General features: G+C 58.7%; 25 protein-coding genes. 14 read left to right on the top strand and 11 right to left on the bottom strand.

What is annotated here, in order from left to right:
- Positions 1 to 4 precede the first annotated feature (4 nt).
- Positions 5 to 1534: a Re/Si-specific NAD(P)(+) transhydrogenase subunit alpha gene (gene pntA / locus BVU99_RS15145; RefSeq protein ID WP_089195928.1), complete on the bottom strand. Its 1530-nt coding sequence runs from the start codon at positions 1532 to 1534 to the stop codon at positions 5 to 7.
- Between the two features lie 149 nt (positions 1535 to 1683).
- Entirely contained in the window at positions 1684 to 1953 is a 270-nt protein-coding gene (locus BVU99_RS24990; protein ID WP_127145956.1) for a hypothetical protein, read from the bottom strand.
- A gap of 118 nt (positions 1954 to 2071) precedes the next feature.
- Between BVU99_RS24990 and ydgH the strand changes: the two genes are divergently transcribed.
- From ydgH to BVU99_RS15125, 4 genes are all read left to right on the top strand, one after another.
- Positions 2072 to 3022 (top strand): DUF1471 family protein YdgH, encoded by a 951-nt coding sequence (gene ydgH / locus BVU99_RS15140; RefSeq protein ID WP_025302966.1) that lies wholly within the window; start codon positions 2072 to 2074, stop codon positions 3020 to 3022.
- 244 nt (positions 3023 to 3266) lie between these two features.
- The gene (locus BVU99_RS15135; protein WP_025302967.1) at positions 3267 to 4658 is read left to right on the top strand and encodes an amino acid permease; all 1392 of its coding nucleotides are present in this window, start codon (positions 3267 to 3269) and stop codon (positions 4656 to 4658) included.
- Between the two features lie 220 nt (positions 4659 to 4878).
- A complete protein-coding gene (locus BVU99_RS15130) occupies positions 4879 to 5364 on the top strand; it encodes a hypothetical protein (protein WP_043143614.1) in 486 nt (161 codons plus the stop codon).
- 33 nt (positions 5365 to 5397) lie between these two features.
- On the top strand, positions 5398 to 5793 hold the full coding sequence (locus tag BVU99_RS15125; RefSeq protein ID WP_099817211.1) for a pyridoxamine 5'-phosphate oxidase family protein: 396 nt from the start codon (positions 5398 to 5400) through the stop codon (positions 5791 to 5793).
- Between the two features lie 99 nt (positions 5794 to 5892).
- Here BVU99_RS15125 and BVU99_RS15120 read toward each other — a convergent pair whose 3' ends face one another.
- Positions 5893 to 6303, bottom strand: coding sequence for a hypothetical protein (locus tag BVU99_RS15120; RefSeq protein WP_025302970.1), 411 nt, complete (start codon positions 6301 to 6303; stop codon positions 5893 to 5895).
- A gap of 184 nt (positions 6304 to 6487) precedes the next feature.
- Here BVU99_RS15120 and folM point away from each other — a divergent pair, with 184 nt between their 5' ends.
- The 4 genes from folM (at position 6488) to BVU99_RS15100 (ending at position 10847) form a co-directional block, all read left to right on the top strand.
- A complete protein-coding gene (gene folM, locus BVU99_RS15115) occupies positions 6488 to 7210 on the top strand; it encodes a dihydromonapterin reductase (RefSeq protein ID WP_025302971.1) in 723 nt (240 codons plus the stop codon).
- A 75-nt stretch (positions 7211 to 7285) separates the two neighbouring features.
- Positions 7286 to 8011 (top strand): two-component system response regulator RstA, encoded by a 726-nt coding sequence (rstA, locus tag BVU99_RS15110; RefSeq protein ID WP_004938307.1) that lies wholly within the window; start codon positions 7286 to 7288, stop codon positions 8009 to 8011.
- Positions 8008 to 9312 carry a two-component system sensor histidine kinase RstB gene (rstB, locus tag BVU99_RS15105; RefSeq protein ID WP_033643213.1) on the top strand — a complete coding sequence of 435 codons (1305 nt, stop codon included), beginning with the start codon at positions 8008 to 8010 and terminating at the stop codon, positions 9310 to 9312. The genes rstA and rstB overlap by 4 nt, the downstream gene beginning before the upstream one ends.
- Positions 9313 to 9347: 35 nt before the next feature.
- Positions 9348 to 10847, top strand: a complete 1500-nt coding sequence (locus tag BVU99_RS15100) for a carboxypeptidase M32 (RefSeq protein WP_099817210.1) — start codon at positions 9348 to 9350, stop codon at positions 10845 to 10847.
- Positions 10848 to 11013: 166 nt separating this feature from the next.
- On the opposite strand, the gene BVU99_RS15095 is transcribed toward BVU99_RS15100, so the two are convergent.
- Positions 11014 to 11919 (bottom strand): alpha/beta hydrolase, encoded by a 906-nt coding sequence (locus BVU99_RS15095; protein WP_049207473.1) that lies wholly within the window; start codon positions 11917 to 11919, stop codon positions 11014 to 11016.
- Positions 11920 to 12104: 185 nt separating this feature from the next.
- On the opposite strand from BVU99_RS15095, the gene asr reads away from it, so the two are divergent.
- Positions 12105 to 12380: an acid resistance repetitive basic protein Asr gene (gene asr, locus BVU99_RS15090; RefSeq protein ID WP_025302975.1), complete on the top strand. Its 276-nt coding sequence runs from the start codon at positions 12105 to 12107 to the stop codon at positions 12378 to 12380.
- Positions 12381 to 12674: 294 nt separating this feature from the next.
- On the top strand, positions 12675 to 13487 hold the full coding sequence (locus BVU99_RS15085) for a serine protease (protein ID WP_043143623.1): 813 nt from the start codon (positions 12675 to 12677) through the stop codon (positions 13485 to 13487).
- A 98-nt stretch (positions 13488 to 13585) separates the two neighbouring features.
- Here BVU99_RS15085 and hrpA read toward each other — a convergent pair whose 3' ends face one another.
- Entirely contained in the window at positions 13586 to 17473 is a 3888-nt protein-coding gene (gene hrpA / locus BVU99_RS15080) for an ATP-dependent RNA helicase HrpA (protein WP_099817209.1), read from the bottom strand.
- A gap of 269 nt (positions 17474 to 17742) precedes the next feature.
- Here hrpA and azoR point away from each other — a divergent pair, with 269 nt between their 5' ends.
- Entirely contained in the window at positions 17743 to 18348 is a 606-nt protein-coding gene (gene azoR, locus BVU99_RS15075; protein ID WP_015377994.1) for an FMN-dependent NADH-azoreductase, read from the top strand.
- 118 nt (positions 18349 to 18466) lie between these two features.
- Here the strand turns inward: azoR and BVU99_RS15070 are convergent, their stop codons facing one another.
- The 4 genes from BVU99_RS15070 to BVU99_RS15055 form a co-directional block, all read right to left on the bottom strand.
- Entirely contained in the window at positions 18467 to 18790 is a 324-nt protein-coding gene (locus BVU99_RS15070; protein ID WP_025302978.1) for a YdbL family protein, read from the bottom strand.
- Positions 18791 to 18798: 8 nt separating this feature from the next.
- Positions 18799 to 18996 carry a YnbE family lipoprotein gene (locus BVU99_RS15065; RefSeq protein ID WP_025302979.1) on the bottom strand — a complete coding sequence of 66 codons (198 nt, stop codon included), beginning with the start codon at positions 18994 to 18996 and terminating at the stop codon, positions 18799 to 18801.
- Entirely contained in the window at positions 18993 to 21605 is a 2613-nt protein-coding gene (locus BVU99_RS15060) for a YdbH family protein (protein WP_099817208.1), read from the bottom strand. Before BVU99_RS15060 ends, BVU99_RS15065 begins: the two co-directional genes overlap by 4 nt.
- Positions 21606 to 21929: 324 nt before the next feature.
- The gene (locus BVU99_RS15055) at positions 21930 to 22754 is read right to left on the bottom strand and encodes a LysR family transcriptional regulator (protein ID WP_080287156.1); all 825 of its coding nucleotides are present in this window, start codon (positions 22752 to 22754) and stop codon (positions 21930 to 21932) included.
- A gap of 139 nt (positions 22755 to 22893) precedes the next feature.
- On the opposite strand from BVU99_RS15055, the gene BVU99_RS15050 reads away from it, so the two are divergent.
- The 3 genes from BVU99_RS15050 to hslJ all read left to right on the top strand — a co-directional run bounded on the left by BVU99_RS15050 (position 22894) and on the right by hslJ (position 24798).
- A complete protein-coding gene (locus BVU99_RS15050; protein ID WP_025302982.1) occupies positions 22894 to 23184 on the top strand; it encodes a putative quinol monooxygenase in 291 nt (96 codons plus the stop codon).
- Positions 23185 to 23326: 142 nt separating this feature from the next.
- Complete coding sequence (locus BVU99_RS15045; RefSeq protein WP_025302983.1) at positions 23327 to 24319, top strand: 2-hydroxyacid dehydrogenase; 993 nt, start codon at positions 23327 to 23329, stop codon at positions 24317 to 24319.
- A 50-nt stretch (positions 24320 to 24369) separates the two neighbouring features.
- Entirely contained in the window at positions 24370 to 24798 is a 429-nt protein-coding gene (gene hslJ / locus BVU99_RS15040; protein WP_099817207.1) for a heat shock protein HslJ, read from the top strand.
- 21 nt (positions 24799 to 24819) lie between these two features.
- On the opposite strand, the gene BVU99_RS15035 is transcribed toward hslJ, so the two are convergent.
- Both BVU99_RS15035 and ssmE read right to left on the bottom strand, forming a co-directional pair.
- Positions 24820 to 25074 (bottom strand): DUF333 domain-containing protein, encoded by a 255-nt coding sequence (locus tag BVU99_RS15035; RefSeq protein ID WP_015377999.1) that lies wholly within the window; start codon positions 25072 to 25074, stop codon positions 24820 to 24822.
- A gap of 499 nt (positions 25075 to 25573) precedes the next feature.
- Entirely contained in the window at positions 25574 to 25906 is a 333-nt protein-coding gene (ssmE, locus tag BVU99_RS15030) for a multidrug efflux SMR transporter SsmE (RefSeq protein ID WP_025302985.1), read from the bottom strand.
- Between the last annotated feature and the right edge of the window lie 124 nt (positions 25907 to 26030).

Genomic DNA, 26030 nt, shown 5'->3' with positions numbered 1-26030 from the left:
CCCCTTAGTTCTTGCGGAACATCTTCAGCATGCGCTGAGTGACGGTGAATCCACCAAAAATGTTGATGCTGGCGATCAGCACGGCGATAAAGGAGAGGAAACTCACCCAGCCGCCGTGGCCAATTTGCAGCAGCGCACCGACCACGATAATCCCTGATATCGCGTTGGTGACCGACATCAACGGAGTATGCAGCGCATGGCTGACGTTCCAGACCACGTAGTAACCGACCACGCAGGCCAGCGCGAACACGGTAAAGTGCGACAAGAACTCTTTCGGCGCCGCGTCCGCCAGCCAGCCGAACAGCAGGATCGCCAGGGCCATCAGGCCGTACTTCAGCCACGGCGAGGTCGGTTTGGCTTCGGGTTTGGCGACCGGTGCAGCGGCAGGTGCCGCTTTCGGCTGGGCGGAGACCTGGATTGGCGGCGCTGGCCAGGTGACTTCACCGCTGCGCACCACGGTAACGCCGCGGATCACCGTATCGTCGAAATCGATGTCGATCTCGCCGTTTTTCTCTTTCGATAGCAGCTTCAACAGGTTGACCAGGTTGGTGCCGTACAGCTGCGAAGATTGGGTCGGCAAGCGGCTCGGCAGGTCGGTATAGCCGATGATTTTCACGCCGTTGCCGGTCACGGTAATGGTGTCGGCCACGGTCAGTTCGCAGTTGCCGCCGGTTTGCGCCGCCAGATCGACGATCACGCTACCCGGCTTCATCGACGCCACCATCTCTTTGGTGATGAGCTTCGGCGCCGGTTTGCCTGGGATCAGCGCGGTGGTGACGATGATATCAACCTCCGCCGCCTGTGCGGCAAACAGCGCCATCTCGGCCTTGATAAAGGCTTCGGACATCACTTTGGCGTAACCGTCGCCGCTGCCCGCTTCCTCTTCAAAATCCAGCTCGAGGAATTCCGCGCCCATGCTCTGCACCTGCTCTTTCACTTCCGGGCGGGTGTCGAAGGCGCGCACGATGGCGCCGAGGCTGCCCGCAGCGCCGATCGCCGCCAGGCCGGCCACGCCGGCGCCGATGATCATCACCTTAGCCGGCGGCACTTTGCCGGCGGCGGTGATCTGGCCGGTGAAGAAGCGGCCGAACTCATGCGCCGCTTCGACGATCGCGCGGTAGCCGGCGATATTGGCCATCGAGCTCAGCGCATCCATCGACTGGGCGCGCGAGATGCGCGGCACCGAATCCATCGCCAGCGCGGTGACGTTGCGCGCCGCCAGCTTGGCCATCAGCTCGGGGTTTTGCGCCGGCCAGATAAAGCTGACCAGCGTGCTGCCTTCGCGCATCAAGGCGATCTCGTCGTCTTGCGGCGCGTTGACTTTCAGGATCAGATCCGACTGCCACACTTCGTTTTCGTCGACCAGCGCCGCACCGGCGGCTTCGTAGGCGACGTCGTCAAAACTGGCCAGTTTGCCCGCCCCGCGTTCAATCGCGACGGTAAAACCCAGCTTCAGCAGTTGTTCCACCGTTTTCGGCGTGGCTGCGACCCGGGCTTCATTGGCCAACCGCTCTCTTGGTACACCAATACGCATAATGTTCCCTTCTCACCTGTCTTGGATGATGTTTATTATTTTCCTGCCCATAGCACGACGCCACCGGCGAGCAAGGCGTTAACTTGCCCGCACTGATTTCAGACGCCAACTATAACCTACTGAAAATAAGGTCGATGATCCATAATTGCTTACGCATTCAGCTCTGTTTTTACATAAAAATGCCGCGCGTGATATGACAAATCGCAATTTACTGTGAAAAAATCCATACAGAACAGCACATTCTGCGTGACAAGAGGTTTACGCCCGGCGTAACGATTGATGGCCACGCGCGGCGAAAAAGCATAAAAGTTATCATTTTGTGAATAATTAACATTAATGACACCAAAGCCTTTATTATGGAAACTTATGATGATGGCGCCATCCGTGCGGCCCGCGTCACCGTAAGCGATTTGTCGCACGGGATAACATAAAATGCTGAGACAGTTTTCAGAATTACATGTAATAATCGACGGCTGAATTACACTTAAACAGTTCAGTACGTTATAAACGTTAATGCGCTAGGCGAAAGGATTTTTTATGAAGCTGAAGACCACGATCATCGCGTCAGCCTTGTTATCACTCACCGCGCTGTCTGCTCATGCGGCGCAAGAGTTAACTCCTGAGAAAGCAGCGGCGCTGAAGCCGTTTGATCGCATCACGATTACCGGCCGCTTCAATGCCATCAATGAAGCCGTCGACGCCGTATCCCGCCGTGCAGACAAACTGGGTGCCGATTCCTTCTATATCCAGGACAGCAACAACAGCAACAACGGCGGCAACTGGCGCGTCACCGCAGACCTTTATCATAAAGATGCGCCAGAAGTGAGCAAAACACCAAAATACCGCGTATTTAACGGCGTGAATGAACTGCCTAAAGAGGAAGCCTACCTGCTGGAGCCTTACGATACCGTGAGCGTCAGCGGTTTCTACCGCAGCCAGCCGGACATCAACGACGCCATCTCCAAAGAAGCGCAGAAAAAAGGCGCCGCCTCGTTCTTCATCGTGCGCCAGGTTGACGCCAACTCCGGCGGCAACCAGTTCGTCACCGCGTACATCTATAAGGCCGATGCGCCGAAACGCCGCGTGCAGAGCCCGGACGCTATCCCGGCTGATTCTGACGCCGGCCGCGCCGCACTGGCCGCCGGTGGTGCCGCAGCCGCGAAAGTCGAAATCCCTGGCGTCGCGTCTTCCGGTTCGCCAAGCCGCGAAGTGGGCCGTTTCTTCGAAACGCAGTCCTCTACCGGCCAGCGCTATACCGTCACGCTGCCTAACGGCACCAAGATCCAGGAAGTGAACAACGTGACCGCCGCGCAGATGGTGCCGTTCGATTCCGTCACCTTCACCGGCCACTTCAACAGCATGACCGACGTGTCCACCGAAGTGGCGAAACGCGCGGCCGAGAAAGGCGCCAAGTACTATCACGTCACTCGCCAATGGCAGAACAAGAGCGGCGGCAACCTGACCGTCAGCGCCGATCTGTTCAAATAAAACCCGCTTTTCGGTTTACCATCGGGCAGCCCTTGAGCTGCCCGTTTTTATTGCCGTTCTTTTCGCCGCTCGTTGAATAGTTTTTTGTAAATTCCGCATATTCAATCATTGCATCTCTAATCATCCCTCCGTAGAATTTGCGCCAATTTTTAGGGCTATTGTCTATTCGCGCAGTGGTTGTTAACACATTGTTGCCGCCAAGCAGTTCCCTTCCAGTTGTTTATTCTGCGTTCAGGATCCGTCATTGGAAAAAAAACTCGGTCTTACCGCGCTAACCGCTTTGGTGCTCAGCTCGATGCTGGGCGCCGGCGTGTTCAGTCTGCCGCAAAACATGGCGCAGGTCGCCAGCCCCGCCGCGTTGCTGCTGGGTTGGGGGATCACCGGCGTCGGCATTCTGTTTTTGGCGTTCGCCATGCTGTTGCTTACGCGTCTGCGCCCGGATCTGGACGGCGGCATCTTCACCTACGCCAAAGAAGGATTCGGCGAGCTGATGGGCTTCTGCTCCGCCTGGGGTTACTGGCTGTGCGCCGTGATCGCCAACGTCTCGTATCTGGTGATCGTGTTTGCGGCGCTGAGTATTTTCACCGATCGCGGCGGCAACGTGATTCTCGGTGACGGCAATACCTGGCAGGCGCTGATCGCCGAGTCCGCCCTGCTGTGGATCGTGCACGCGTTGGTACTGCGCGGCGTGCAAACTGCCGCCAGCATTAACCTGGCGGCCACCCTCGCCAAGCTGCTGCCATTGGGAATGTTCGCCGTTTTGGCGGCGATCGCCTTCAAAATGGACGTGTTCACGCTGGATTTCAAAGGTATCGCCCTCGGCAAGCCGGTGTGGGAACAGGTCAAGGACACCATGCTGATCACCCTGTGGGTGTTTATCGGCGTGGAAGGCGCCGTGGTGGTTTCTGCTCGCGCCCGCAATAAGAAAGACGTGGGCCGCGCCACCATGCTGGCAGTGCTGTCGGCGCTGGCGGTGTACCTGATGGTCACCTTGCTGTCGCTGGGCGTGGTGCCACGCAGCGAACTGGCCGACATGCGCAATCCGTCGATGGCGGTGCTGATGGTGGAACTGATTGGCCCGTGGGGAGACGTGATCATCGCCGCTGGACTTATCATCTCCGTGTGCGGCGCCTACCTCAGCTGGACCATCATGGCGGCGGAAGTGCCGCTGCTGGCCGCACAGCACGGCGCGTTTCCGCGCGTGTTCGGCAAGCAGAACCGCCATCACGCCCCAGCGTCTTCGCTGTGGCTGACCAACATCGCGGTACAGCTGGCGCTGGTGCTGATCTGGCTGACCGGTAGCAACTACAACTCGCTGTTGACCATCGCGTCGGAAATGATCCTGGTGCCTTACTTCTTGGTCGGCGCATTTCTGTTTAAGGTGGCTTACCGCCGCCGCGACAAACGCCTGATCTTCGCCGCCACCGGCGCCTGCGTCTATGGTTTGTGGCTGCTGTACGCTTCCGGTCTGATGCACCTGCTGATGTCGGTGCTGCTGTATGCGCCGGGCCTGTTGGTGTTCATGTACGCCCGCCGCGGCCATCAGGATATCAATCTGCTGAATCGCCTGGAAAAAGGCAGTATCTTACTGCTGCTGGTGGCCACGCTGCCCGCCGGCTGGTTTATGCTGCACTAAAGTGCCCCGTCAATGCGGCTGCCCGTCAGCCGCATTTTGCTTCCTCTTTTCCCCTGCTACCACGCTTACCCTCCCTTTGCACAGTCAGCCATGCGCCACGCTTGCGATCTCAAATGCAATTAATTATCATTATCATTTATTGGTTAATGGTAAGACGCGAGTGCCCCTGGCGAGAGGCGTCAGGCGGCGGATGAAGACAGGCTAAAATGGAAGGCATTTCATGGCTGAGAAACTGCTGCACGCATTACCTTTGTTTGCCGCCTGGGAGGCGCTGATCGCCGAGGGCAACACGGCGTTTAATCAGCGGCACGATCGCCAGGCGATGACCAGCTATCAACAGGCGCTGGAGGGGGCTCAGGCGATCATCGCCGAGAAGCCTTGGCTGAATGCGGACTATACCGCCAGATTTGAAGCGCTGAATATTTTCGAGTCTGCCCTTGCCGCGCTGATCGTCACGTTCAACAACATCACCCATCTGCGCCTGCGGCAGAAGCCTCTGCGCGGCGTCGAGCTGCATGTTCATCAGGCCCGAGTCGCTATCGAGCAACTCTTAGCCGATTCGTCGCTGTGCGAACAGATGCAGCAGATCGCTGAGCGGCACCTGCTGCGCTTCAGGATTGAAACCCTGCACTTACTGCGCGAGCACCGTCTGCCGGAAACCAGCATCTGCGCGCCCGCTACCCACCATTCCGCCACCGTGCATTAACAGTGACACATCAACCTGAGGGGTAATCTGCCCATGAATGAATTGAATGACGAGATGAAGAAGATGCTGGCTAAACAGCTGCCAGTGCAGGCAACCAGCAGCCCGAGCGGCGTGCCCGATATCGGCCCCAAGCGTTCTCTGCGCCTCTATGATGACCGTACACTGATTTACAACGAAAATACCGGTGGCCAAACGCTGCAAAACATCAAGGAAGGCTCGAAAATGGCCGTTGTGGTCATCGACCGCGAGGCACTGGACGGCTACCGCTTCGTTGGTACACCCGAACTGTTTCTGACGGGCAAACCGTTTGACGAGGCGCTGGCATTTGCAGAAAAAAACGGGATGAATCCGCCGAAATACGCGGTGTTAATACATATAGACAGTATTTACACCCTGCGTTCCGATCCCAATGCCGGGACCCGACTTTAGACAGCACGCGTCACGCGGCGTGAGATTTCACGTTCATGGTTAGGCGATCGCAGCAGGTCAATTGCCTAACCATGAACGGGCGGCCGGGTTGATTCCCGGTCAGCTTTTAGGGGGAATGGTGACGGTCATTCGCTCACCCACCAGGGCGATCGCAATGCCTTCCGCGCACTCTTTTTGAATGGCCGCCAGCTGTTGCGCCTCCAGCGCATAAGGCAGCTGAATATCAAATACCGTCAGGCCCTGCTGCTGCGCCAGGTCAATCAGGCGCACGATATTGGTTTCATCGCTAACCTGCGTTGACACCACCTGCAGCGCCAGCTCTTTCAACTGCTCTTTGCGCGTTTGTGACGTGGTCACGCGCGATTTCAACACCATGCCGAAGATCGGCATCACACCATAAATAGCATCAACAAAGCGCCAGTGCTTCCTGCACGATGCGGACAGAAAATCCATGTAGTCAAAACAGATTTTCTCACTGCGCGCGATGGATGCAAGGTGATTGCTGTTCATCCCCTCATTCCTCTCATGGCCAGTGTTAACCCGTGGTCTTTCAAGCCGCCGCCGGACGGCAACCTGAAATGCATTGGGGATCTTACATCCAGAAATGGATAATCATGCGAAGCTTTAACGACTTTCCGCCGTATGATGGCATAATTCCCCTATTGTTTGCCAGTCTGTCCAGGAGCTTTAATCAATGGAACACCCCAACTCCGCCCCGGTGCTGATTACCGGCGGCGCGCGGCGCATAGGGCTGGCGCTCGCCAGAGCGTTTCTCCAGCGCGGCGTTCCGGTCATTATCGCCTATCGCAGCGAATATCCGGCGATGGCCGAGTTGCAGGCCTTGGGCGCCCGCTGCATTCAGGGCGACTTTGCCACACATGAAGGTATCTACCGTTTCGCCGACCAGGTGCGGCAAGTGGCGCCCAAGCTGCGCGCGATGATCCACAACGCCAGCGCCTGGCAGGCCGAGTCACCGGAGGTGCCGCCGGAACAGGTAATGGCAGCAATGCTGCAAATTCACGTTTACACGCCCTATTTGCTCAACCAGCTGCTCGAATCCTGTCTGACCGGCCAGGGCCAGGCTGGCGCCGACATTATCCATCTCACCGACTACGTGGTGGAAAAAGGCAGCGACAAGCATATCGCCTACGCCGCCAGCAAGGCTGCGCTGGACAATATGACTCGTTCGTTTGCCCGCAAGCTGGCGCCGGAGGTCAAGGTCAACGCCATCGCGCCGGCGCTGATCATCTTCAATCCGGGCGACGACGAAGCCTATCGCCAGCAGGCGCTGGCGAAATCGCTGATGAAGGTCGCGCCCGGCGAAAGTGAAGTGGTCAATCTGGTGAACTACCTGCTGGAAAGCCGCTACGTCACCGGCCGCACCCACGGCGTCGACGGCGGCCGGCCGCTGCGCTGACGCCAAGATCCGCATGGCGCAACGTCGCGGGCCGCGCTATGCTCAAATCCGCTTTTTATATTAAAACACGGGCATATGCATAAAATTGTTTTTGTGGAAGACGATCCTGAAGTCGGCAAACTGATCGCCGCCTATCTGGGCAAACATGACATCGAGGTGCTGATCGAACCGCGTGGCGACAGCGCGCAGGCGCGCATCGAGCGCGAGCAACCCGATTTGGTGCTGCTGGACATCATGCTGCCCGGCAAAGACGGCATGACGCTGTGCCGCGATCTGCGCCCTACCTTCCCCGGCCCGATCGTGCTGCTCACTTCGCTCGACAGTGACATGAACCATATCCTGTCGCTGGAGATGGGCGCCAACGACTATATCCTGAAAACCACGCCACCGGCGGTGTTGCTGGCGCGCCTGCGTTTGCACCTGCGCCAACACAGCCAACAGCCGAAAGAAGAGTCGGTTCAGCCGCTCACCCAGCATAACGCGCTGCATTTCGGGCTGCTGTGCATCGATCCTGTCAACCGTCAGGTTACGCTGGGCGAAGAAACCATCACCCTGTCCACCTCGGATTTCGATCTGCTGTGGGAGCTGGCGACCCATGCCGGGCAGATCATGGATCGCGAGGCGTTGTTGCAAAACCTGCGTGGCGTGAGCTACGACGGTATGGATCGCAGCATCGACGTGGCGATCTCCCGCCTGCGTCGTAAGCTGTACGACAATGCGCTGGAGCCTTTCCGTATCAAGACGGTGCGCAACAAGGGCTATCTGTTCGCCCCTAACGCCTGGGCTTCGGTGCAACAATGAGAAAACTTTTCGTCCAGTTCTTCCTGCTGCTGTTCGTCTGTTTTCTGGTGATGGCGATGCTGGTCGGCCTGGTGTACAAAGTGACCGCCGAGCGCGCAGGCCGCCAGTCGATGGACGATTTGATGAAAAGCTCGCTGTACCTGATGCGCAGCGAGCTGCGCGAAATCCCGCTGAAGGACTGGAACAAGACTATCGCCACGCTGGATCTCAATCTGTCGTTCAAGCTGCATATCGAACCGCTCGGCAAACAGGAACTGAGCGAGGATCTGAAAAAGCGGCTGCGGCTGGGTGAAATCATCGCCCTCGACGATCAGTACACCTTTATGCAGCGCATTCCGCGCAGCCACTATGTGTTGGTGGTCGGCCCCATTCCTTATCTGTTCTATCTGCACCAGATGCGCCTGCTGGATCTGGTGTTGCTGGTGTTTATCGGCATGTCGCTGGCGCTGCCGGTGTTTCTGTGGATGCGGCCGCACTGGCAAGACCTGCTCAAACTGGAAAACGCCGCCCAGCGGCTCGGTGCCGGGCATCTGGATGAACGCACCCACTTCGATCCCACTTCCAGCCTAAGCCGGCTCGGCGTGGCGTTCAACCAGATGGCCGACAACGTCAACACCCTGATCGCCAGCAAGAAACAGCTGATCGACGGCATCGCGCACGAGCTGCGCACGCCGCTGGTGCGCCTGCGCTATCGGCTCGAGATGAGCGATAACCTGTCCGAAGGCGAACAGCAAGCGCTGAACCGCGATATCGGCCAGTTGGAGTCGCTGATCGACGAGCTGCTGACCTATGCCCGCCTGGACCGGCCGCAGGTTGCGCTAAACATTGAACCCATCGATCTGCCAAAGTGGCTGGAGGACAAGGTCGACGATATCCGTCTTATTCATCAGGAACGCGACATCCAGCTCGATATCCCGCACGTCGGCGACTTTGGCGGCGTCGATCTGCGCCTGATGGAACGCGTGCTCGATAACCTGGTCAATAACGCGCTGCGCTATTCCGAGCAGCGTCTGCGCGTGGGTCTGTGGTTCGACGGCGACCTCGCCTGTTTGCAGGTCGAAGATGACGGGCCGGGTATCCCGCCGGAAGAGCGCGAGCGGGTATTCGAGCCTTTCGTTCGCCTCGATCCCAGCCGCGATCGCGCCACCGGCGGCTGCGGACTGGGGCTGGCCATCGTCCATTCCATCGCCGTCGCCTACCAGGGACAGGTGTTCGTCGAGGGCAGTTCGCTCGGCGGCGCCAGTTTCCGTTTCTGTTGGCCGGTGAAGCCGACATTCAGTTTAAAAGCCGATCTGGCGTAATACCGCCGGACCCTTCTCATTGGAGTCGAATAATAATGACATCTGCACATTCCAACACGTCTGCTTACGATCACCTGCGCGCGCTTTTTAGCCGTCTGTCGCGTTTCGGCCACCTGTCCGCCATCGCCGGTTGGGACATGCAAACCATGATGCCGCCGGGCGGCAGCAAGGCGCGCTCCGAAGCGCTGGCCGAGCTGAGCGTGCTGCAGCACCAGCTTTTAACAGCGGAAAGCACCGGCGCGCTGTTGGATCGCGCGCAGCAAGAGACGCTGGACGAGATCGACCGCGCCAACCTGCGCGAAATGCGCCGCCAGTATGAAGACGCGGTGCTGCTACCGGCGTCGCTGGTCGAAGCCAAATCGCTCGCCGGCGCGCGCTGCGAACACGCCTGGCGCGCCCAGCGCCCGGCCAACGACTGGGACGGCTTCGCCGAGAACCTGCGCGAAGTGGTCAAACTCAGCCGGGAAGAGGCGCAGATCCGTGCGCAGGCGGCCGGCACCAGCCGTTACGACGCCCTGCTCAATCTGTATGAACCGGGCATGCGCAGCAGCGATCTCGACCGCATCTTCGGCGATCTGAAAACCTGGCTGCCGGATCTGCTGCAGCGCGTGGTGGCCAAACAGGCTAATGAGCCCTGCCAGGCGCCACAAGGCCCGTTCAATGTGGACACCCAGCGTCAGCTGAGCCTGAGCGTCATGAAACTGCTCGGTTTCAATTTCGACAACGGCCGTGTCGACGTCAGCGCCCACCCGTTCTGCGGCGGCGTGCCGGAAGATGTACGCATCACCACGCGCTACAACGAGAAAGAGTTTTTGACCGCGCTGCTCGGTATCGTGCACGAAACCGGCCACGCCCGTTACGAACAGAACCTGCCGCGCGATCTGCTCGGCCAGCCGGTCGCCCTGGCCCGCTCTACCGCCATCCACGAATCGCAGAGCCTGCTGTTCGAAATGCAGCTGGCGCGCGGCAATGAATTCCTGAAAATCTTGCGTCCGCTGGTCACCGCGCAATTTGGCGAACAGCCGGCGCTGGAAGAAGCCAACTTCATTCGCCTCAACCAGCGCGTTAAACCGGGCCTGATCCGCGTCGACGCCGACGAGGTGAGCTATCCTGCCCACGTCATCCTGCGCTACGAAATTGAAAAAGCGTTGATCGAAGGCGAGGTCGAAGTGGAAGACATTCCGGCATTGTGGAATGAAAAGATGCACGCTTACCTCGGCCTCGACACCATCGGCAACTATCGCAACGGCTGCATGCAGGATATCCACTGGACAGACGGCGCGTTCGGCTACTTCCCGACTTACACCCTCGGCGCGATGTACGCCGCGCAGCTGTTCCACAGCGTGCGCCAGGCCCTGCCTTCGCTGAGCGAGGATATCGCCGCCGGCAATCTGCAGCCGCTGTTCCACAGGCTGCAGCACAACATCTGGCGCCACGGTAGCCGCTTCCCGACCGAGACGCTGATCGCCAACGCGACCGGCGAAGCGCTCAACCCACGCTACTTCCGTCAGCATTTGGAAAACCGCTACCTGTAATCTCTCCTGGCGCGGCCCTGCCGCGCCCTTTTTTCCTCTGGTTGACCTGACACTGTTCCATAGTGCACTTTCCTGCGGGTAACGCTTTGGCTACAGAGTGGCGGGTGGCCACCCACCATTAGTATGTTGTAACTAAAAAAGCAAAAATACCGAACCAACCGGCCTCTCATCCCAATGCATGGCGGGCGATCATCGCCGCCAGCTGCGGCCTCAACGCGGCGGGCAGGTCATGCCCCATGCCCGGCATAATCTGCAATCTGGCGTTGGCGACGGCCCGAGCGATCGCCACCCCGCCGGCCTTGCGCACCAGCCGATCGCGATCGCCGTGAATCACCAGCGTCGGCGCGGCGATGCGCCGGCTGTAACGCCGCAGATCGCCGCTGCCGAGCAACGCGGAAAGTTGCCGCTGCATGCCTGCCGGATCCACACCCCGCTTCAGCAACCGCGTCACCAGGGCATCCAGCTCCGCCTCCTCCGGTGGATAAGTCGCGGTGCCAAGCGCGCGCAGAAAGGCCTTCATCCCTTCCTGGCGCTGCTGCAGCGTCATATCGGCGGCAGGCCGGCGCACCAGCAACCACAGCAGCGAAGGCGCCGGCGGCGGCAACAGCGGCTGATTGGTGCTGGAAAACAAGATGCATAACGAGGCGACGCGCTGCGGGTATTCGGCGGCCAGCACCTGGGCGATCATCCCCCCCATCGAAGCGCCCAGTACGTGAGCCTGCGGAATGCGTAAATGATCGAGCAGATGCGCCGCGTCCGTTGCCATGTCCGCCAGGGTATAAGGCACCGGCGTTTGCCAGCCAAGCTGGGCGCGCAACATCAGCAGCCACAATGGCTGTGAGCGTTGTGCCTGCGTTTTTCCTGAAAGGCCGACGTCGCGGTTGTCATAACGGATCACCCGAAACCCCATGGACACCAGGGCGCGGCAGAAGTCGTCAGGCCACAACAGGAGCTGCGCGCCGATGCCCATGATGAGCAACAACGGCGGGTGCGTCTCATCGCCCCAGTCCTCATAGGCCAGCGGCACCTCGCCCTGTTCAGTCACGCCACAACGAATCGTTATCTCGTTCATTTTAAATCCCTTTTTCCTTGTCTGGCGGTCATTATAGCAGCAATCCCCCTCGCCACCGCCGCCCTGTACATTAGGTTACATGCCGAAACCAATCACTCACGGAAAGCCGGACGCCGTTTGCCTACTATCATCTCAACGGCCCCGCAGTGGGGTTGGTACCCAAAAGTCATGTTGAGGATTCTGCGATGAAAAAAGTATTAGCTCTGGTTGTTGCCGCTGCAATGGGTCTGTCTTCCGTGGCTTTCGCTGCCGAGGCTGCCACCACCGCACCTGCGGCTACCGCAACCACCGCCACCGCTGCGCCGGCTAAAGCTCAGGTGAAACACCACGGCAAGAAAGCCCCGGTTCAGAAAGCTCAGGCGGCCAAAAAGCATCACAAAAAAGCCGGCAAGAAAGCCCCGGCGCAAAAAGCCCAGGCGGCTAAAAAGCACCACAAGAAAGCCAGCCACAAAAAAGCGTAATGTCGTGAGGGTCCCCTCACCGTTTCAGGCTTGACGTGTACGACACCCGGTTCACCGGGTGTTTTTTCATCGGGGGGTTCTCATTGATGCTGCGCCGCTACCTGTTCGAGATCGTTCTGACCGCCCTGATCCTTTGCGGACTGATCGCCGTCTTTTTTTACCTGTAGCCTGCCGCATCGCCGGCGGGAAATTATTGAAAAATCAATTATTGCCCATCCACATGGCTGCTAAATCAGTCTATAGTTAGCATTCAGTGTGTTTATGGATGATCCGTATTTGTCAGGCAAGAGATCTATGCGCATATCCGTTTTACTGTTGCTGTGTTCACTCCCGCTCATCGCTTCTCAGGCGGCACGCGCAGACGGCCCGTCCAAGGCCGAGCAAACGCGTCTGTTTTTCGGCAAAGATGAACGAATCAAGGTCACGGATACCGCCGCCAAGCCGTGGCAGGCCATCGGCCAGGTCGAAACCGCCAGCGGCAATCTGTGTACCGCCACGCTGATCTCCCCACACCTGGCGTTGACCGCCGGCCACTGCGTGCTGGCACCGCCGGGGCAATTGGATAAAGCCATCGCTCTGCGCTTCGTGGCGGGTGATAAGTCGTGGCAGTATCAAACCGACAATATCGAGACCCTGGTCGACAGCAAACTGGGCAAAAAGCTGAAGCCGGACGGTGATGGCTGGATCGTCCCGCCCGCCGCGGCCGCTTATGACTTTGCGCTGATCCGTCTGAAAGACAAAAAACCGCTGCCGATCGCACCCTTGCCGCTGTGGCAAGGCGACAGCAAGGCGCTGACTCAGGCCCTGAAACAGGCCAAACGGCTGATAACTCAAGCGGGCTACCCGGAGGATCATCTGGATGACCTCTACAGCCACCAAAACTGCAAGGTCACCGGCTGGGCCCAGCAAAGCGTACTGTCGCACCAGTGCGATACTCTGCCCGGCGACAGCGGTTCGCCGTTGCTGTTGAAAACCGCCGACGGCTGGCAACTGATCGCCATCCAAAGCTCGGCACCGGCGGCGAAAGATCGCTATCGCGCCGATAACCGTGCCCTGGCGGTGCCCGGTATCCGCGAAGCGCTGGACGCGCTGGCGGCAGGCAAATAATCCTCTCTCAACGGCGCATTATGCGCCGTTGCTGTTTCTCTGCTCTGCGAATTTCAACTTGCGCTGCGCCGGCCGCTTGCCGGCCGGTGCGGCTGAGCTTAGCTCGAAAGCTGCTCGATAGTTTGCAGAATGCGCTTATCGGAGATCGGGTAAGGCGTGCCTAACTGTTGCGCGAACAGGCTGACGCGCAGCTCTTCTATCATCCAGCGCACCGCTTTTACTTCTTCCTCCTGCTGTCGCTTCGGCGGCAGCTTGTTCAGCCACTGCTGCCAGGCCTGCTGCACCTGCTCCACCCGCAACATCTGCGCGCGATCGCGGTGCGGATCAATAGCCAGTTTTTCCAACCGCCGCTCGATCGCCTGCAGGTAGCGCAGCGTATCCGGCAGGCGCTTCCATCCGTTGCCAGTCACGAAGCCGCGGTAAACCAGCCCGCCGAGCTGGGTCTTGATGTCCGACAGCGCCAGCGCCAACGACATATCCACCCGGCCTTTCAGCCGTTTGTTGATGTTGAAGACCGCCGTCAGGATCTGTTCAACCTGCTTGGCCACCTCGACGACCGTGTCGTTCAGCTCGGCGCGGATCTGCTCCTGCAGCCGTGCAAAGTCTGCTTCTTGCCAGACCGGGCCGCCGTGTTCGGCGATCAGCTTGTCGATGCCGCACGATATGCAGTCGTCGATCAGCTCCAGCACCTTGCCGTACGGGTTGAAATAGAGCCCCAGCTTGGCTTTGTTCGGCAGTTTCTCATGCAGGTATTTGATCGGTGAAGGAATATTCAACAACAGCAGACGACGCGTGCCCTGCCACATCGCCTGTTGCTGCTCGCTTTCGCTGTCGAACAGGCGGATCGCCACGCTGTCCTTTTCATCCACCAGCGCCGGGTATGCCTTCATCGAATAGCCGCCGCGCTTCTGCTCGTAAAACGCCGGCAATTGGCCAAAGCTCCAGACATGCAGGTTACTCTGCTCCAGTCCGTCATCGGCCACCGCCGACAGCGTCTCCTGCACCTTCTCTTTCAACTGCAGGCGCAAGGCGGCCAGATCTTTGCCTTCGCGCAGCGTCTGGTTTTTCTCGCCCACCACGCGGAAGGTCATCTTCAGATGATCGGGCACCTGATCCCACTGCCAGTCATCACGTGACACGGTCACGCCAGTCATGCGCCGCAGCTCGCGCTCCAGCGCGTCCAGTAGCGGCAATTCCAGCGCCGTTACGCGGCCAAGGAACGCCTCGGCGTAGTTCGGTGCCGGCACGAAGTTGCGACGCACCGGTTTCGGCAGCGACTTGATCAGCGCAATCACCAGTTCACGGCGGATGCCGGGGATCTGCCATTCGAAGCCCTGCTCCTCCACCTGGTTGAGAATCGGCAGCGGGATGTGCACCGTCACGCCGTCAGCGTCGGTGCCCGGTTCAAACTGGTAGCTCAGCCGCAGCTTGAGGTTGCCCTGATGCCAGAAGTTCGGGTAATCCAGCGCGCTGATCTTGTTGGCGCCGTCTTTGATCAGCATCTCTTTTTCGAAGTTCAGCAGATCCGGCTGCTGCTTGGCCGCGCTCTTCCACCAGCTGTCGAAATGACGGCCGGACACCACGTCGTTGGGGATGCGGCGATCGTAGAAGCCGAACAGCATTTCGTCATCCACCAGAATGTCGCGGCGGCGCGATTTATGCTCCAGTTCTTCCACCTCGGCGCGCAGCTTTTGGTTTTCGCGGAAGAAGGCGTGGCGCGTCTGCCAGTCTCCCTCTACCAGCGCATGGCGGATAAACAGCTCACGGCACAGCAGCGGATCGATGGCGCCGTAGTTGACCTGGCGCGCCGCAACGATCGGCAGACCAAACAGCGTGACCTTTTCGCTGGCCATCACCGCCCCCTGCGACTTCGACCAGTGCGGTTCGCTGTAGCTGTGTTTCACCAGGTGCTGAGCCAGCGGCTCGATCCATTCCGGTTCGATGCGCGCGGCGATGCGTCCCCACAGGCGGCTGGTTTCCACCAGTTCGGCCACCATGGTCCACTTCGGTGGCTTCTTGAACAGGCCGGAGCCGGGGAAGATCGAGAAGCGGGCGTTGCGCGCGCCGGTAAATTCCTGTTTGTCCGCATCTTTCTGGCCAATGTGCGACAGCAGGCCGGTCAGCAGCGCGGTGTGGACGCTGCGGTAGTCGGAAGGCGTGCTGTTGATCGGCAGCCCCAGTTCTTTCACCACCTGGCGCAGTTGGGTATAGATATCCTGCCACTCGCGCACCCGCAGGTAGTTGAGAAAATCGTTGCGGCACAGCCGGCGGAACTGACTGGAAGAGTTCGCCTTTTGCTGCTCCTGCAGATAATCCCACAGGTTGACGAACGCCAGGAAGTCCGAGTCTTTGTCGGCAAAACGGCGGTGTTTTTCATCCGAGGCCTGCTGCTTATCCATTGGGCGCTCGCGCGGATCCTGAATCGACAGCGCGGCGGTAATGATCATCACCTCGCGCACGCTGCCGCTCTTCTGCGCTTCCAACACCATGCGCGCCAGACGCGGGTCGATCGGCAACTGCGCCAGCTGCCGGCCCTGCGGCGTCAGCTGATAGTGGCCGTTATCGGCGGTGGTGATCGCCCCCAGCTCTTCCAGCAGGCGCACGCCATCCTGAATGTTGCGCTTGTCCGGCGCCTCGACAAACGGAAACGCGGCGATGTCGCCCAGCCCCAGCGAGGTCATCTGCAGAATGACCGACGCCAGGTTGGTGCGCAGAATTTCCGGATCGGTAAACGCTGGCCGCGAGAGGAAATCCTGTTCAGAGTACAGACGGATGCACACGCCCTCCGACACGCGGCCACAGCGCCCTTTACGCTGGTTGGCGGAGGCCTGCGACACCGGCTCGATCGGCAGGCGCTGCACCTTGGTGCGGAAGCTGTAGCGGCTGATGCGCGCGGTGCCCGGATCGATGACGTATTTGATGCCCGGCACCGTCAGCGAGGTTTCCGCCACGTTGGTGGCCAGCACGATGCGGCGGCCGTGGTGCGACTGGAAAACCCGGTTCTGCTCGCTGTTCGACAGGCGCGCATACAGCGGCAGCACCTCGGTGTGCGGCAAATTGAGGCGGTTCAAAGCGTCGGCGGTATCGCGGATCTCGCGCTCGCCGCTCATGAAGATCAGAATGTCACCCGGCCCTTCGCGCCCAAGCTCGTCCACCGCATCGAAAATCGCCTGCAGCTGGTCGCGGTCGGTATCATCGCCGTCGTCCACCACCGGGCGGTAACGCACCTCCACCGGGTAGGTGCGGCCGGAAACCTCGATGATCGGCGCATTGTTGAAGTGGCGCGAGAAACGCTGCGGATCGATGGTCGCCGAGGTGATGATCACCTTGAGATCCGGGCGCTTCGGCAGCAGTTCGCGCAGGTAGCCGAGAATAAAGTCGATATTCAGGCTGCGCTCGTGCGCTTCATCGATGATCAACGTGTCGTACTGCATCAGCAGGCGATCCTGCTGAATCTCCGCCAGCAAGATACCGTCAGTCATCAGCTTGACCAGGGTGCTTTCCCCCACCTGATCGTTGAAGCGCACCTTGTAGCCGACGCTGCCGCCGAGCGGGGTTTCCAGCTCGTCGGCGATGCGGTTGGCGACGGTGCGCGCCGCCAGGCGGCGCGGCTGGGTATGGCCGATCAGCCCTTTCACCCCACGCCCCAGCTCCAGACAGATCTTCGGCAACTGGGTGGTTTTTCCCGAGCCGGTCTCCCCGGCGACGATCACCACCTGGTGGTCGCGGACAGCGTTTAAGATGTCCTGCTTTTTCTGGCTGACCGGCAGGCTTTCCGGATAGGTAATGCGCGGGCAAGACGCGGCGCGCGCCTGCACTTTTTGCCGCGCCGTCGCGATGTCGCTTTCCACGTCGGCGGCGACCGCCAGCTGGGCATCGGGATTTTTGATTTTTCGTGCGCCCTGCAGGCGACGACGCAGGCGTTGTTGATCGCGGAGCATCAGCTCGCCCAGTTGGGCCGGCAGTGCCTCGAGCGGAGATTTCACGTTCGGTGTTCCTTGTTTCTTCGCCGCCAAGGCCAGGCTTGGCAACGGTTTAATGTTTTTTTAGCGATTTTTTTGCTTTAGCCGCACAGCCTATCACAAACGGCTTTCTCCCCCTACTTCCGCGAGTAAAGCGTCGCCATGTCATTCAATAAAATTGAACGGAGATCTCGAAATATTGCGCTATCACTGTTGGGGGAATGTGAATAGCATGTACTTCATGCAAGGGACGCTGAGTCCTGATGTCACTGTCACAACGTAAGGAATTATCGATGAGCAACGTATTGGTTCTGAAATCAAGCATCCTGGCGACCTACTCTCAGTCTAACCAACTGGCCGATTTCTTCGTAGAGCAATGGAGCAACGCCCACAGTGGCGACACCATCACCGTGCGTGATCTGGCCGCACAGCCAATCCCGGTGCTGGACGGTGAACTGGTCGGCGCGCTGCGTCCTTCCGATGCTCCGTTGACTCCACGTCAACAAGAAGCGCTGGCCCTGTCGGACGAGCTGATCGCCGAGCTGCAGGCCAATGACGTCATCGTGATTGCCGCACCGATGTACAACTTCAACATTCCGACCCAGCTGAAAAACTATTTCGACCTGGTTGCCCGCGCCGGCGTGACCTTCCGTTACACCGAAAACGGTCCGGAAGGCCTGGTAAAAAACAAACGCGCCGTGATCCTGACCAGCCGCGGCGGCATCCATAAAGGCACCCCGACCGACCTGGTAGAACCTTACCTGCGTCTGTTCCTGGGCTTCATCGGCATCACCGACGTGGAGTTCGTCTTCGCGGAAGGCATCGCCTATGGCCCGGAAGTGGCGACCAAAGCACAGGAAGACGCCAAGGCGGCCCTGTCTCAGGTGGTTGCTGCCTAAGACCCTGCGCAGGGGCGCCGAGCCCCTGCCGGACAAGAGGCAAGTCCTGTCAAACCTGCACTACCCTCATAATAATCATCTATCCGTATCTTTTGGCGCGCCAGACGGCGCGCTTTTTTTATTTCTTCAGCCACTGCCCGTTGATGCCGCGCACATACTCGCCGCTCTGCGCCCGCGTCACCAGCTTCTGCCCGGCCATGCGCGCCACTTCGTCGACGGCGATATGGTTGCCGTTCGCCACTTCCTGATACTTCTCGGCGCGGCCGGCGTTGATGCGTTTCACCAGCGCCAGGGTTTCCGCGTCCTGCTTCACCGGCGCGATGTAGCCGCTCAGGGTTTCACCTACCCGCCCTTGCTGCTTCGCCTCATCCAGCGTCAACGCCATCGCCATGCCACTGAACAACCAGGCGGCGCCGGCCAGCCACAAATAACGTTTTTTCATGTCGGCTCCTAGAACAGACCGCTTTGGGTTTTCAGCAGGTTTTCGACGTCCTTATCCACCTTGATATGAATTTCATGCTCGATCTTGACGTTCATATTGATGGTGATCGGATCCTTCGGCGTCGCCACCTCGATGCGCGGCACGCAGCCGCTCAGCAGCGAAACGCACAGCACCGCTGCCAGCGTCGACACACTCATGATTTTCATTGTTGCTCCCCAGGTTGTGAGAGGGCCTGCTCCAGCCACTCCTGTAAATTGTCGCCGAAGCGCAAACTGCGCCACAGCTGAAACACGTTTTCCTGATGGCGATAGTTCAGGATCACCTCGCGCTTGGCGCTTTTCTGCGGGTTGATGCCGTCGATGCGCGCGCTCAGCGTCAACTCGCCCAGGTTGTCGAGATCGACCCGGGCATGCGAACGGTTGATTTCCATGTAGCGCAGCCAGTCGATCGCCGCGCCGGTCGCCAGGTTATTGCTGCCGATGGCGTCGGCCATGTCTTTGTCCAGGCGCAGCGTCAACGTGCCGGCGTTGGCGATCCAGCCGTTTTGCACCAACCACTTCGGATGGTTCAGGAACAGCGGCAGCTCGCCGTCGACCCGGCCGGACATGGCGAACTGCTTCGGTTTCAGGGCGGTAAACAGCGCGCTGAGATCGACCTTATCCAGCTTCAGTACCGCGGCGTCATGCTGCGGCAACCGCAGCGCCGACAGGCTGATATGCCCGTTGAGCATGTCCACGCCGACGTTGCTCAACGTCAGCGGCTGCCCTTCGCTATAAGGATAGGTGCCCTGCAGATCGGCGGAAATGTTCTGCATCTCGAACAGGTTGGTGAAAGACTTGATGCGCAGCGATACCGGCTGTTTAGCTCCCAATTGCCAGTGATGCTGCTTGAAACGGTACGACAGGATGAAATCCAGGCCGCTCATTTCGCCGTCTTTCAGCCACATGCCGCCGTTTTTCACCACCCAGTGGCCACCGGCCTCGAACCCTTGTTCACGGGCGGCGGAAAACGCCGACTGCGCGTAAAACTCGCCGTCGCGCAGCGTGAGATTGAGATCCGGTGCCAACAGCGGTTGGAAGACCTTCAGCGACTGTTTCGGCCACCAGCCTTCGCCGCGCAGACGTTCGCCGTCCCAACGGCCGCGCAGCGCGATCGGCCCGATCTGTTGCGCCTGCAGCTTGCCCTGCATCTGGAAACTGTCCGGCGAACGGCCGTTCACCTGCAGCGCCAGCACCGGCGCCGGCAGATAGCCACCGTCGCTGAAGCTGACCTTATCCGCCGCCAGCTGGAATTCGCCGTTGAACTGCGGGCTTTGTTCATCACGCTGCCAGCGCAGCGGCTGGTTGAGGCTCAAGCGCGGCGCGGCGACCGTCACCAGACCGTACTTCAATTTGTCGAAACCGGTGGAGAGCTTGTCGAGCACCAGCTCGCTGTCCTGCCAACGACCGCTGCCGGCGACGTCCCAGGCGGCCTGCAGCGGCGGCAACCGGCCGTTGCCCCAGTAACGCCACTGCCAGTCGCCCTTGTCCGGCCAGAAATCCTGCGCCTGGCCGTCCAGGTGGAGCTTGAAACGCCCCCAATAACTGTCGCTGGCGCTCAAAATCGCCTGCAGGCGGCCGGTGATGCCGGCGGCGGTCACCTTCACGCCGGCCAGCGGTAGACGCGCCTCTTCCAACGTCATTTCCGGCGTCGCTTTGCCCCACAGACGCAGCAGCGAACCTGGCTGCAGAACCAGCGTCGGGTTAAGAATGCTGCCGCCGATCACGCCCGGGATCGACGCGGTGGTGGAGAAATCGGCCAGATTGGCCTGCCCGGTCAGTTGGAAGCGCAGATCGCTGTCGGTCAACCCCACCTTGCCCGGCCCGAGGGTGAGCACCGCATTACCCTTGCCGTTGTGGCCGGCGGTGATCACGTTCAGCCGCGCGCTGATCTCCGTTTCATCCAATCCCTTGCTCCAGTCGTGCAGCGCGATGCTGAGGCCGCCGTTCAACGGCTGTCCGCTGTAGGGCCAACGCCACTCGCCCTGCTTGATGCTGACCCGCTGCGGGGTCACTTCCCACGGCAGCACCGCCAGCGGCCGATCGTCGCCTTTCTCGCTCACCGTCAACACGCCCTGCTGCTGTTGCCAGCGCATATCCAGCAAAACCGGTTTTTCCAGATAGGCCGTCTGCATTTCACCCTGCAACGCGCCCTGCTTCGGCAGGCTGGCCAGATCCAGCGGGAGAGTTATCTTACCGGCTAGGTGCAGCGGTTGCGCGCTGTTGGGCGGGACGACGGTCAGACTCTGCAACGTCAGCTGCTGTTTTTCATCCAGCTGCGCCTCGGCGCTGAGATTCGGTCCCCGATAATGCAGACGTTGCCCGTCGGGGCCGGAGGAAATCTGCAGCTTGCCGGCATAGCGCTGCCAGGGAATAAGCGTCAGATCATTAATGGTGAGATCCAGCGCCGGCAGTTGCCGCTGCAATTGATCGAGCGCCAGCGGCGCGCTGTTGGCGTCGCCGCCCGGCAGTTTTGACAAACAGGCGCTATCGACGCTGACCTTATCGCTCGACAGCTGCCAGCGGCCTTGGCGGTAAGCCAGCCGCGTCGGACCGACGTTGGCCAGCAGGCAATCTTGCGCGGTGAAACGTGCCCCCGGCAACGCCAGGCCGCCCTGGCGCCAATGCAACTTGCCCTGTAACTCAAGTCGGCTTCCCGCCGGCAACCAATGCGATAACACCCCCGGCAGCCAGCGCGGCAAAGTTTGCCATAACGCCAGCACCAGAATTGCACAGCCCGCCACGGTCCCTATGAATACTTTCAATCGCCTGGTCATTAAATGATTGCTTCGTTCCTGAGTTAGGCATTGGTTAAGTCTATGCCTGAATTGACAATAATGATGGCACGAATTTGACATAGGGTGAAGCTGAGCGGGGTCGCAAAGGCGATTTGCACCTTTTTAGCGCAAACGTGTGCGAAGTTGTAGATTTTCGTTACATATACATCACATAAATAGGACGGTTTTCAGACTTTTGTTATTGTCGTTACCGTTGATGATTAATAGTCTTGCAACCATTCTAATAAAAGTTTAGCTGCTAGCTAACTGTGTACTAGAGAAGCCATTCCCCACACCCCCGTGGGGATTTTTTTGCCGCTAATTTCAAATCACGGCCTCAATAAAAGCCTGTACTATGCGGCTGTCGCTCGCTTTACGCCAGATAGCATAAATATCGCTGCGCATTTCATTCCCGCACTCGGTATACGCAACCTCCCGCTGTCGCGCCAGGCTCTCAGGGACAAACGCATACCCCAACCCCGCGCTTACGCAGGCGAATATCACGTCATAGCATTCCACCTCCAGCAGCGCGGCGGGGATCACTTGCTGCTTTTGCAGCCAGGCGTCCACCAGATGGCGATAGTGGCATTGACGCGAATAAACATAGAGATCGCTTTTTGCCAACAACGCTGGCTGATACGCCCCGCCAATGAAGACCAAACGCTCCTGAAAAGCACGCCGGCTCTGCAGCTGCGGATGTTCTATCGGCCCATCTGAAAACACCACGTCCAGAGTTCCTTTTTGCAATTGAAACTCCAGATCCAGCGAATAGCCCTGCACCACACTCAACTGAACGCGGCGGTTCTGCGCACGGTAATGCGCCAACTTTTGCGGCAGATGATGACTCAAGGCGATATCCAGCGCGCCAAGCTTCAGTTCACCCTGCACCGGATCCTGTTCAAGCTGCGCTCGCGCCCGCTCTTCGATAGCCAAAAAGCGCTTGGCTTTATGATAAAGCGCCCGACCTTCCGGTGTGAGCGACAGTCGATTGCGCTCACGATCAAATAGCGTAACGCCACACGCCATTTCCAACTCTTTTAATTTCTTGGTCACGTTAGAGGGCACGCAAAACAGCCTCTCAGCCGCTGCCGTGAGACTCTCTGACTCAACCACCATGCAAAAGGTCACCAACTGAGCACGTTTCAACATCACAAACCTTCACCAAAAATGAATAGCAACGGAACTTTATTTCACTTTTAGTCAACCATCAAGTCCGTAGAATCCTCGCAGTCAGCACATTGCTGCCACCTGGAAATTCCAGTTTCATTATCGACTGAGGAAATAAACCATGATCACGCTCAATGTCTTTTTTCAGGTCAATCCGGCCAAACGCCCCGCGTTTCTCAGCCTGCTCAACACCATGGTGCAGGAATCCAATAAAGAAACCGGCTGCTCTTTTTACCAGCTTTGGCAATGCCAGAACGATGAAAACAGCTACGCGCTGATCGAAAACTGGGACGATAAGGCGGCGCTTTCGGCACACCAGAAAACCCCGCATTGGGTCGCCTTTAACGATGCCGTCAACGGGTACTTGACCCATGACTACGATGAGCATCATTACACGGAAATCGCTCGCTAACATCGCGTGAACCGGCCCAATGCGGGCCGGTTTCATCCTCTTGGTTGACCGAACAAACCCCACGCTGGCCAAACCGCTAACCAATTGTCGAATTTACTAAAATCTGTTAAATTGATCACAAAATCACGGTGGAGAAACCACGATGAAATTGGCGATATACAGTACCAAACAGTATGACCGTAAATATCTCGAACTGGTGAATCAGCAGTTTGGCTATGAGCTGGAATTCTTCGACTTTTTACTCAGCAAAAAAACCGCCAAAACGGCCGCCGGTTGCAAGGCGGTGTGTATCTTCGTCAACGACGACGGCAGCCGTGAAGTGCTCGAAGAACTGGCGGCACTGGGCGTCGAGATCCTCGCCCTGCGCTGCGCCGGTTTTAATAACGTCGATCTGGACGCCGCCAAAGAACTGGGCATCAAGGTAGTGCGCGTGCCGGCCTACTCGCCGGAGGCCGTGGCAGAACACGCGGTAGGCATGATGATGTGCCTGAACCGCCGTATTCACCGCGCTTATCAACGCACTCGCGACGCCAATTTCTCGCTGGAAGGGCTGATCGGTTTTAACATGCACAACCGCACCGCCGGCGTGATCGGCACCGGTAAAATCGGCGTGGCGACGATGCGCATTTTGAAAGGCTTCGGCATGAAGCTGCTGGCCTACGATCCGTTCCCGAGCGAACAGGCGCTGGCGCTGGGCGCGGAGTATGTCGACCTGAAAACGCTGTACGCGCAATCCGACGTGATTACCCTGCACTGCCCGTTGACGCCGGAAAACCACCATCTGCTGAATGCCGACGCCTTCGCGATGATGAAAAACGGCGTAATGGTGATCAACACCAGCCGCGGCGCGCTGATCGACTCTACCGCCGCCATCGACGCGTTGAAGCAGCAAAAAATCGGCGCGCTCGGGATGGACGTCTACGAGAACGAACGCGATCTGTTCTTTGAAGACAAGTCTAACGACGTGATTCAGGATGACGTGTTCCGCCGCCTGTCGGCCTGCCACAACGTGCTGTTCACCGGCCATCAGGCTTTCCTGACCGAAGAGGCGCTGACCAGCATTTCGCAAACCACGCTGCAGAACATCAGCCTGTTGGATCGCGGCGAAGCCTGCCCGAACCAGCTGAACGCCTGAGCGTAACTTCGGGGCGCCCTTGCGGCGCCCTGTTTATTTGAGAGAACGCAATGAGAAAAACCACGGTGGCCGCCCTTGCGACGCTGGTCCTAGGGGGATGCAGCATGAAACCACAGTCTACCGTCACACCCGGCGATCTGTTGCATCACAACTTCGTGTTGCAGAGCGTAGACGGTGAAGCGGCACAATCACGAACGGATGGCGGCCTGCTCAATTTGGAATTTGGCGAGAACCTGCATGTCTCCGGCGCGATGTGCAACCGCTTCTTCGGCCAGGGGCTGTTACGCGACGGCGTGCTGAAGGTAAAACCGTTGGCCTCGACGCGCAAGCTGTGCCCTGATGAGCAGCGCAACCGCTGGGATCGGGTGATCGGCACCGTGCTCGAAAACGGCGCCGACGTGATGCTGAACGCGCAGCAACTGACGCTCAACGGCAGCGGCCACACGCTGGTTTATACCCTGCGCGACTGGGTGTATTGATCCGGGCCTGTCGCTGCGGGCTTACCCGGCGCAGCTGCCCAGGCCCAGCGTGCGTTCTTCGCACTGCTTGCCATTCGGCATTTGGCACATGCGCAGCGCTTCACCGTTCAGGTTATGCGCGATGGTAGTAACGCCACCGACCGCCGCGCAACCGGCGCTGGTCTGCAACGTATTGATTCTGGCACTGTTGCCCTGCTGTACTGGCTCTTCGTTATTGCTGCTGCAGGCGGCTAAAAGCAGCACGGCGCTGGCAAGCAACCATTTTGATGTCGTCATTATCCCACTCCTGAACCCGGAACTGCGCTGTGTAAAATCGCCATTGCTGATAACGCGCGTCACTTAGCGGACACGTTTCGCTATCTTTGATGCAAACTTGTTTAATCTAGCTCGATATATAAATAATGAAAATATATTCCAGCCATTATTTGTCATTTTTTTGCACCGGCCGGACATTTATTTTGTTTGCAGAATATTTCCGCCCCGGCGCGATACGCCAAACGTGACAGCGCCACCCTGTGCCTGGCCCCGGCCGCACGCAGAAAGTGATAACGTCACCGCTGCTGACGAAGAGATTTCTCCCGCGATATCGGTATTCATTATCTTCACGTGCTTTCAGTGAGACGACGCATTTTTTGCTACCGGAGAGGACGATATTTACGTCTATGCTGGCGGCGCTAAGTAATTAGCATTCCACTATTTTCAGTGAATGATGGCTGAATTCTTCAACCGGCGCGACTTACTGTCACGCCGGCCTTTTTTCACATTAAAATAACACTCAGTGCACCGAGGCTTTAGACAGTAAATTAATCACCAGCACGCCGGCAATAATTAATCCCATGCCGACAATCGCTGGCCAATCCAATTTTTGCTGGTAAACGAATACCGCGGCGATCGACACCAGCACGATGCCCATACCCGACCAAATCGCATACACGATGCCCAGCGGCATGCTCTTGACCACCATCGACAGCCCCCAAAAGGCCACGCCGTAACCCAGCACCACCAGCAGCGACGGCCACAGGCGGGTAAAGCCCTCGGAGGCTTTCAACATGGTGGTGGCGATCACTTCCGCGACTATCGCCATCGTCAAATACATAAATGCGCTCATGATTTTCTTCTGTCAGTTTGCCGATGCGCAATTATGACGCGCCGGAAATAAATTGTCTTTAAACGGTCAAAACAATTTATTGCCACTGCATCTCATTCGGCGAGGAAATACGCCATTGACGATT

This window comes from Serratia sp. OLAL2 (assembly GCF_002752475.1).
Lineage (GTDB): Bacteria > Pseudomonadota > Gammaproteobacteria > Enterobacterales > Enterobacteriaceae > Serratia > Serratia bockelmannii.
Note: the sequence above shows the minus strand (reverse complement) of the source record. Positions and strands in the feature narration are given on the sequence as shown.

Excerpts from the sequence above, each read along its gene's own strand:
- pntA (WP_089195928.1), bottom strand. The coding sequence starts at position 1,534 with ATGCGTATTGGTGTACCAAGAGAGCGGTTGGCCAATGAAGCCCGGGTC.
- ydgH (WP_025302966.1), top strand. The coding sequence starts at position 2,072 with ATGAAGCTGAAGACCACGATCATCGCGTCAGCCTTGTTATCACTCACC.
- BVU99_RS15130 (WP_043143614.1), top strand. The coding sequence starts at position 4,879 with ATGGCTGAGAAACTGCTGCACGCATTACCTTTGTTTGCCGCCTGGGAG.
- BVU99_RS15125 (WP_099817211.1), top strand. The coding sequence starts at position 5,398 with ATGAATGAATTGAATGACGAGATGAAGAAGATGCTGGCTAAACAGCTG.
- BVU99_RS15120 (WP_025302970.1), bottom strand. The coding sequence starts at position 6,303 with ATGAACAGCAATCACCTTGCATCCATCGCGCGCAGTGAGAAAATCTGT.
- folM (WP_025302971.1), top strand. The coding sequence starts at position 6,488 with ATGGAACACCCCAACTCCGCCCCGGTGCTGATTACCGGCGGCGCGCGG.
- rstA (WP_004938307.1), top strand. The coding sequence starts at position 7,286 with ATGCATAAAATTGTTTTTGTGGAAGACGATCCTGAAGTCGGCAAACTG.
- rstB (WP_033643213.1), top strand. The coding sequence starts at position 8,008 with ATGAGAAAACTTTTCGTCCAGTTCTTCCTGCTGCTGTTCGTCTGTTTT.
- BVU99_RS15100 (WP_099817210.1), top strand. The coding sequence starts at position 9,348 with ATGACATCTGCACATTCCAACACGTCTGCTTACGATCACCTGCGCGCG.
- BVU99_RS15095 (WP_049207473.1), bottom strand. The coding sequence starts at position 11,919 with ATGAACGAGATAACGATTCGTTGTGGCGTGACTGAACAGGGCGAGGTG.
- asr (WP_025302975.1), top strand. The coding sequence starts at position 12,105 with ATGAAAAAAGTATTAGCTCTGGTTGTTGCCGCTGCAATGGGTCTGTCT.
- BVU99_RS15085 (WP_043143623.1), top strand. The coding sequence starts at position 12,675 with ATGCGCATATCCGTTTTACTGTTGCTGTGTTCACTCCCGCTCATCGCT.
- azoR (WP_015377994.1), top strand. The coding sequence starts at position 17,743 with ATGAGCAACGTATTGGTTCTGAAATCAAGCATCCTGGCGACCTACTCT.
- BVU99_RS15070 (WP_025302978.1), bottom strand. The coding sequence starts at position 18,790 with ATGAAAAAACGTTATTTGTGGCTGGCCGGCGCCGCCTGGTTGTTCAGT.
- BVU99_RS15065 (WP_025302979.1), bottom strand. The coding sequence starts at position 18,996 with ATGAAAATCATGAGTGTGTCGACGCTGGCAGCGGTGCTGTGCGTTTCG.
- BVU99_RS15060 (WP_099817208.1), bottom strand. The coding sequence starts at position 21,605 with ATGACCAGGCGATTGAAAGTATTCATAGGGACCGTGGCGGGCTGTGCA.
- BVU99_RS15055 (WP_080287156.1), bottom strand. The coding sequence starts at position 22,754 with ATGTTGAAACGTGCTCAGTTGGTGACCTTTTGCATGGTGGTTGAGTCA.
- BVU99_RS15050 (WP_025302982.1), top strand. The coding sequence starts at position 22,894 with ATGATCACGCTCAATGTCTTTTTTCAGGTCAATCCGGCCAAACGCCCC.
- BVU99_RS15045 (WP_025302983.1), top strand. The coding sequence starts at position 23,327 with ATGAAATTGGCGATATACAGTACCAAACAGTATGACCGTAAATATCTC.
- hslJ (WP_099817207.1), top strand. The coding sequence starts at position 24,370 with ATGAGAAAAACCACGGTGGCCGCCCTTGCGACGCTGGTCCTAGGGGGA.
- BVU99_RS15035 (WP_015377999.1), bottom strand. The coding sequence starts at position 25,074 with ATGACGACATCAAAATGGTTGCTTGCCAGCGCCGTGCTGCTTTTAGCC.
- ssmE (WP_025302985.1), bottom strand. The coding sequence starts at position 25,906 with ATGAGCGCATTTATGTATTTGACGATGGCGATAGTCGCGGAAGTGATC.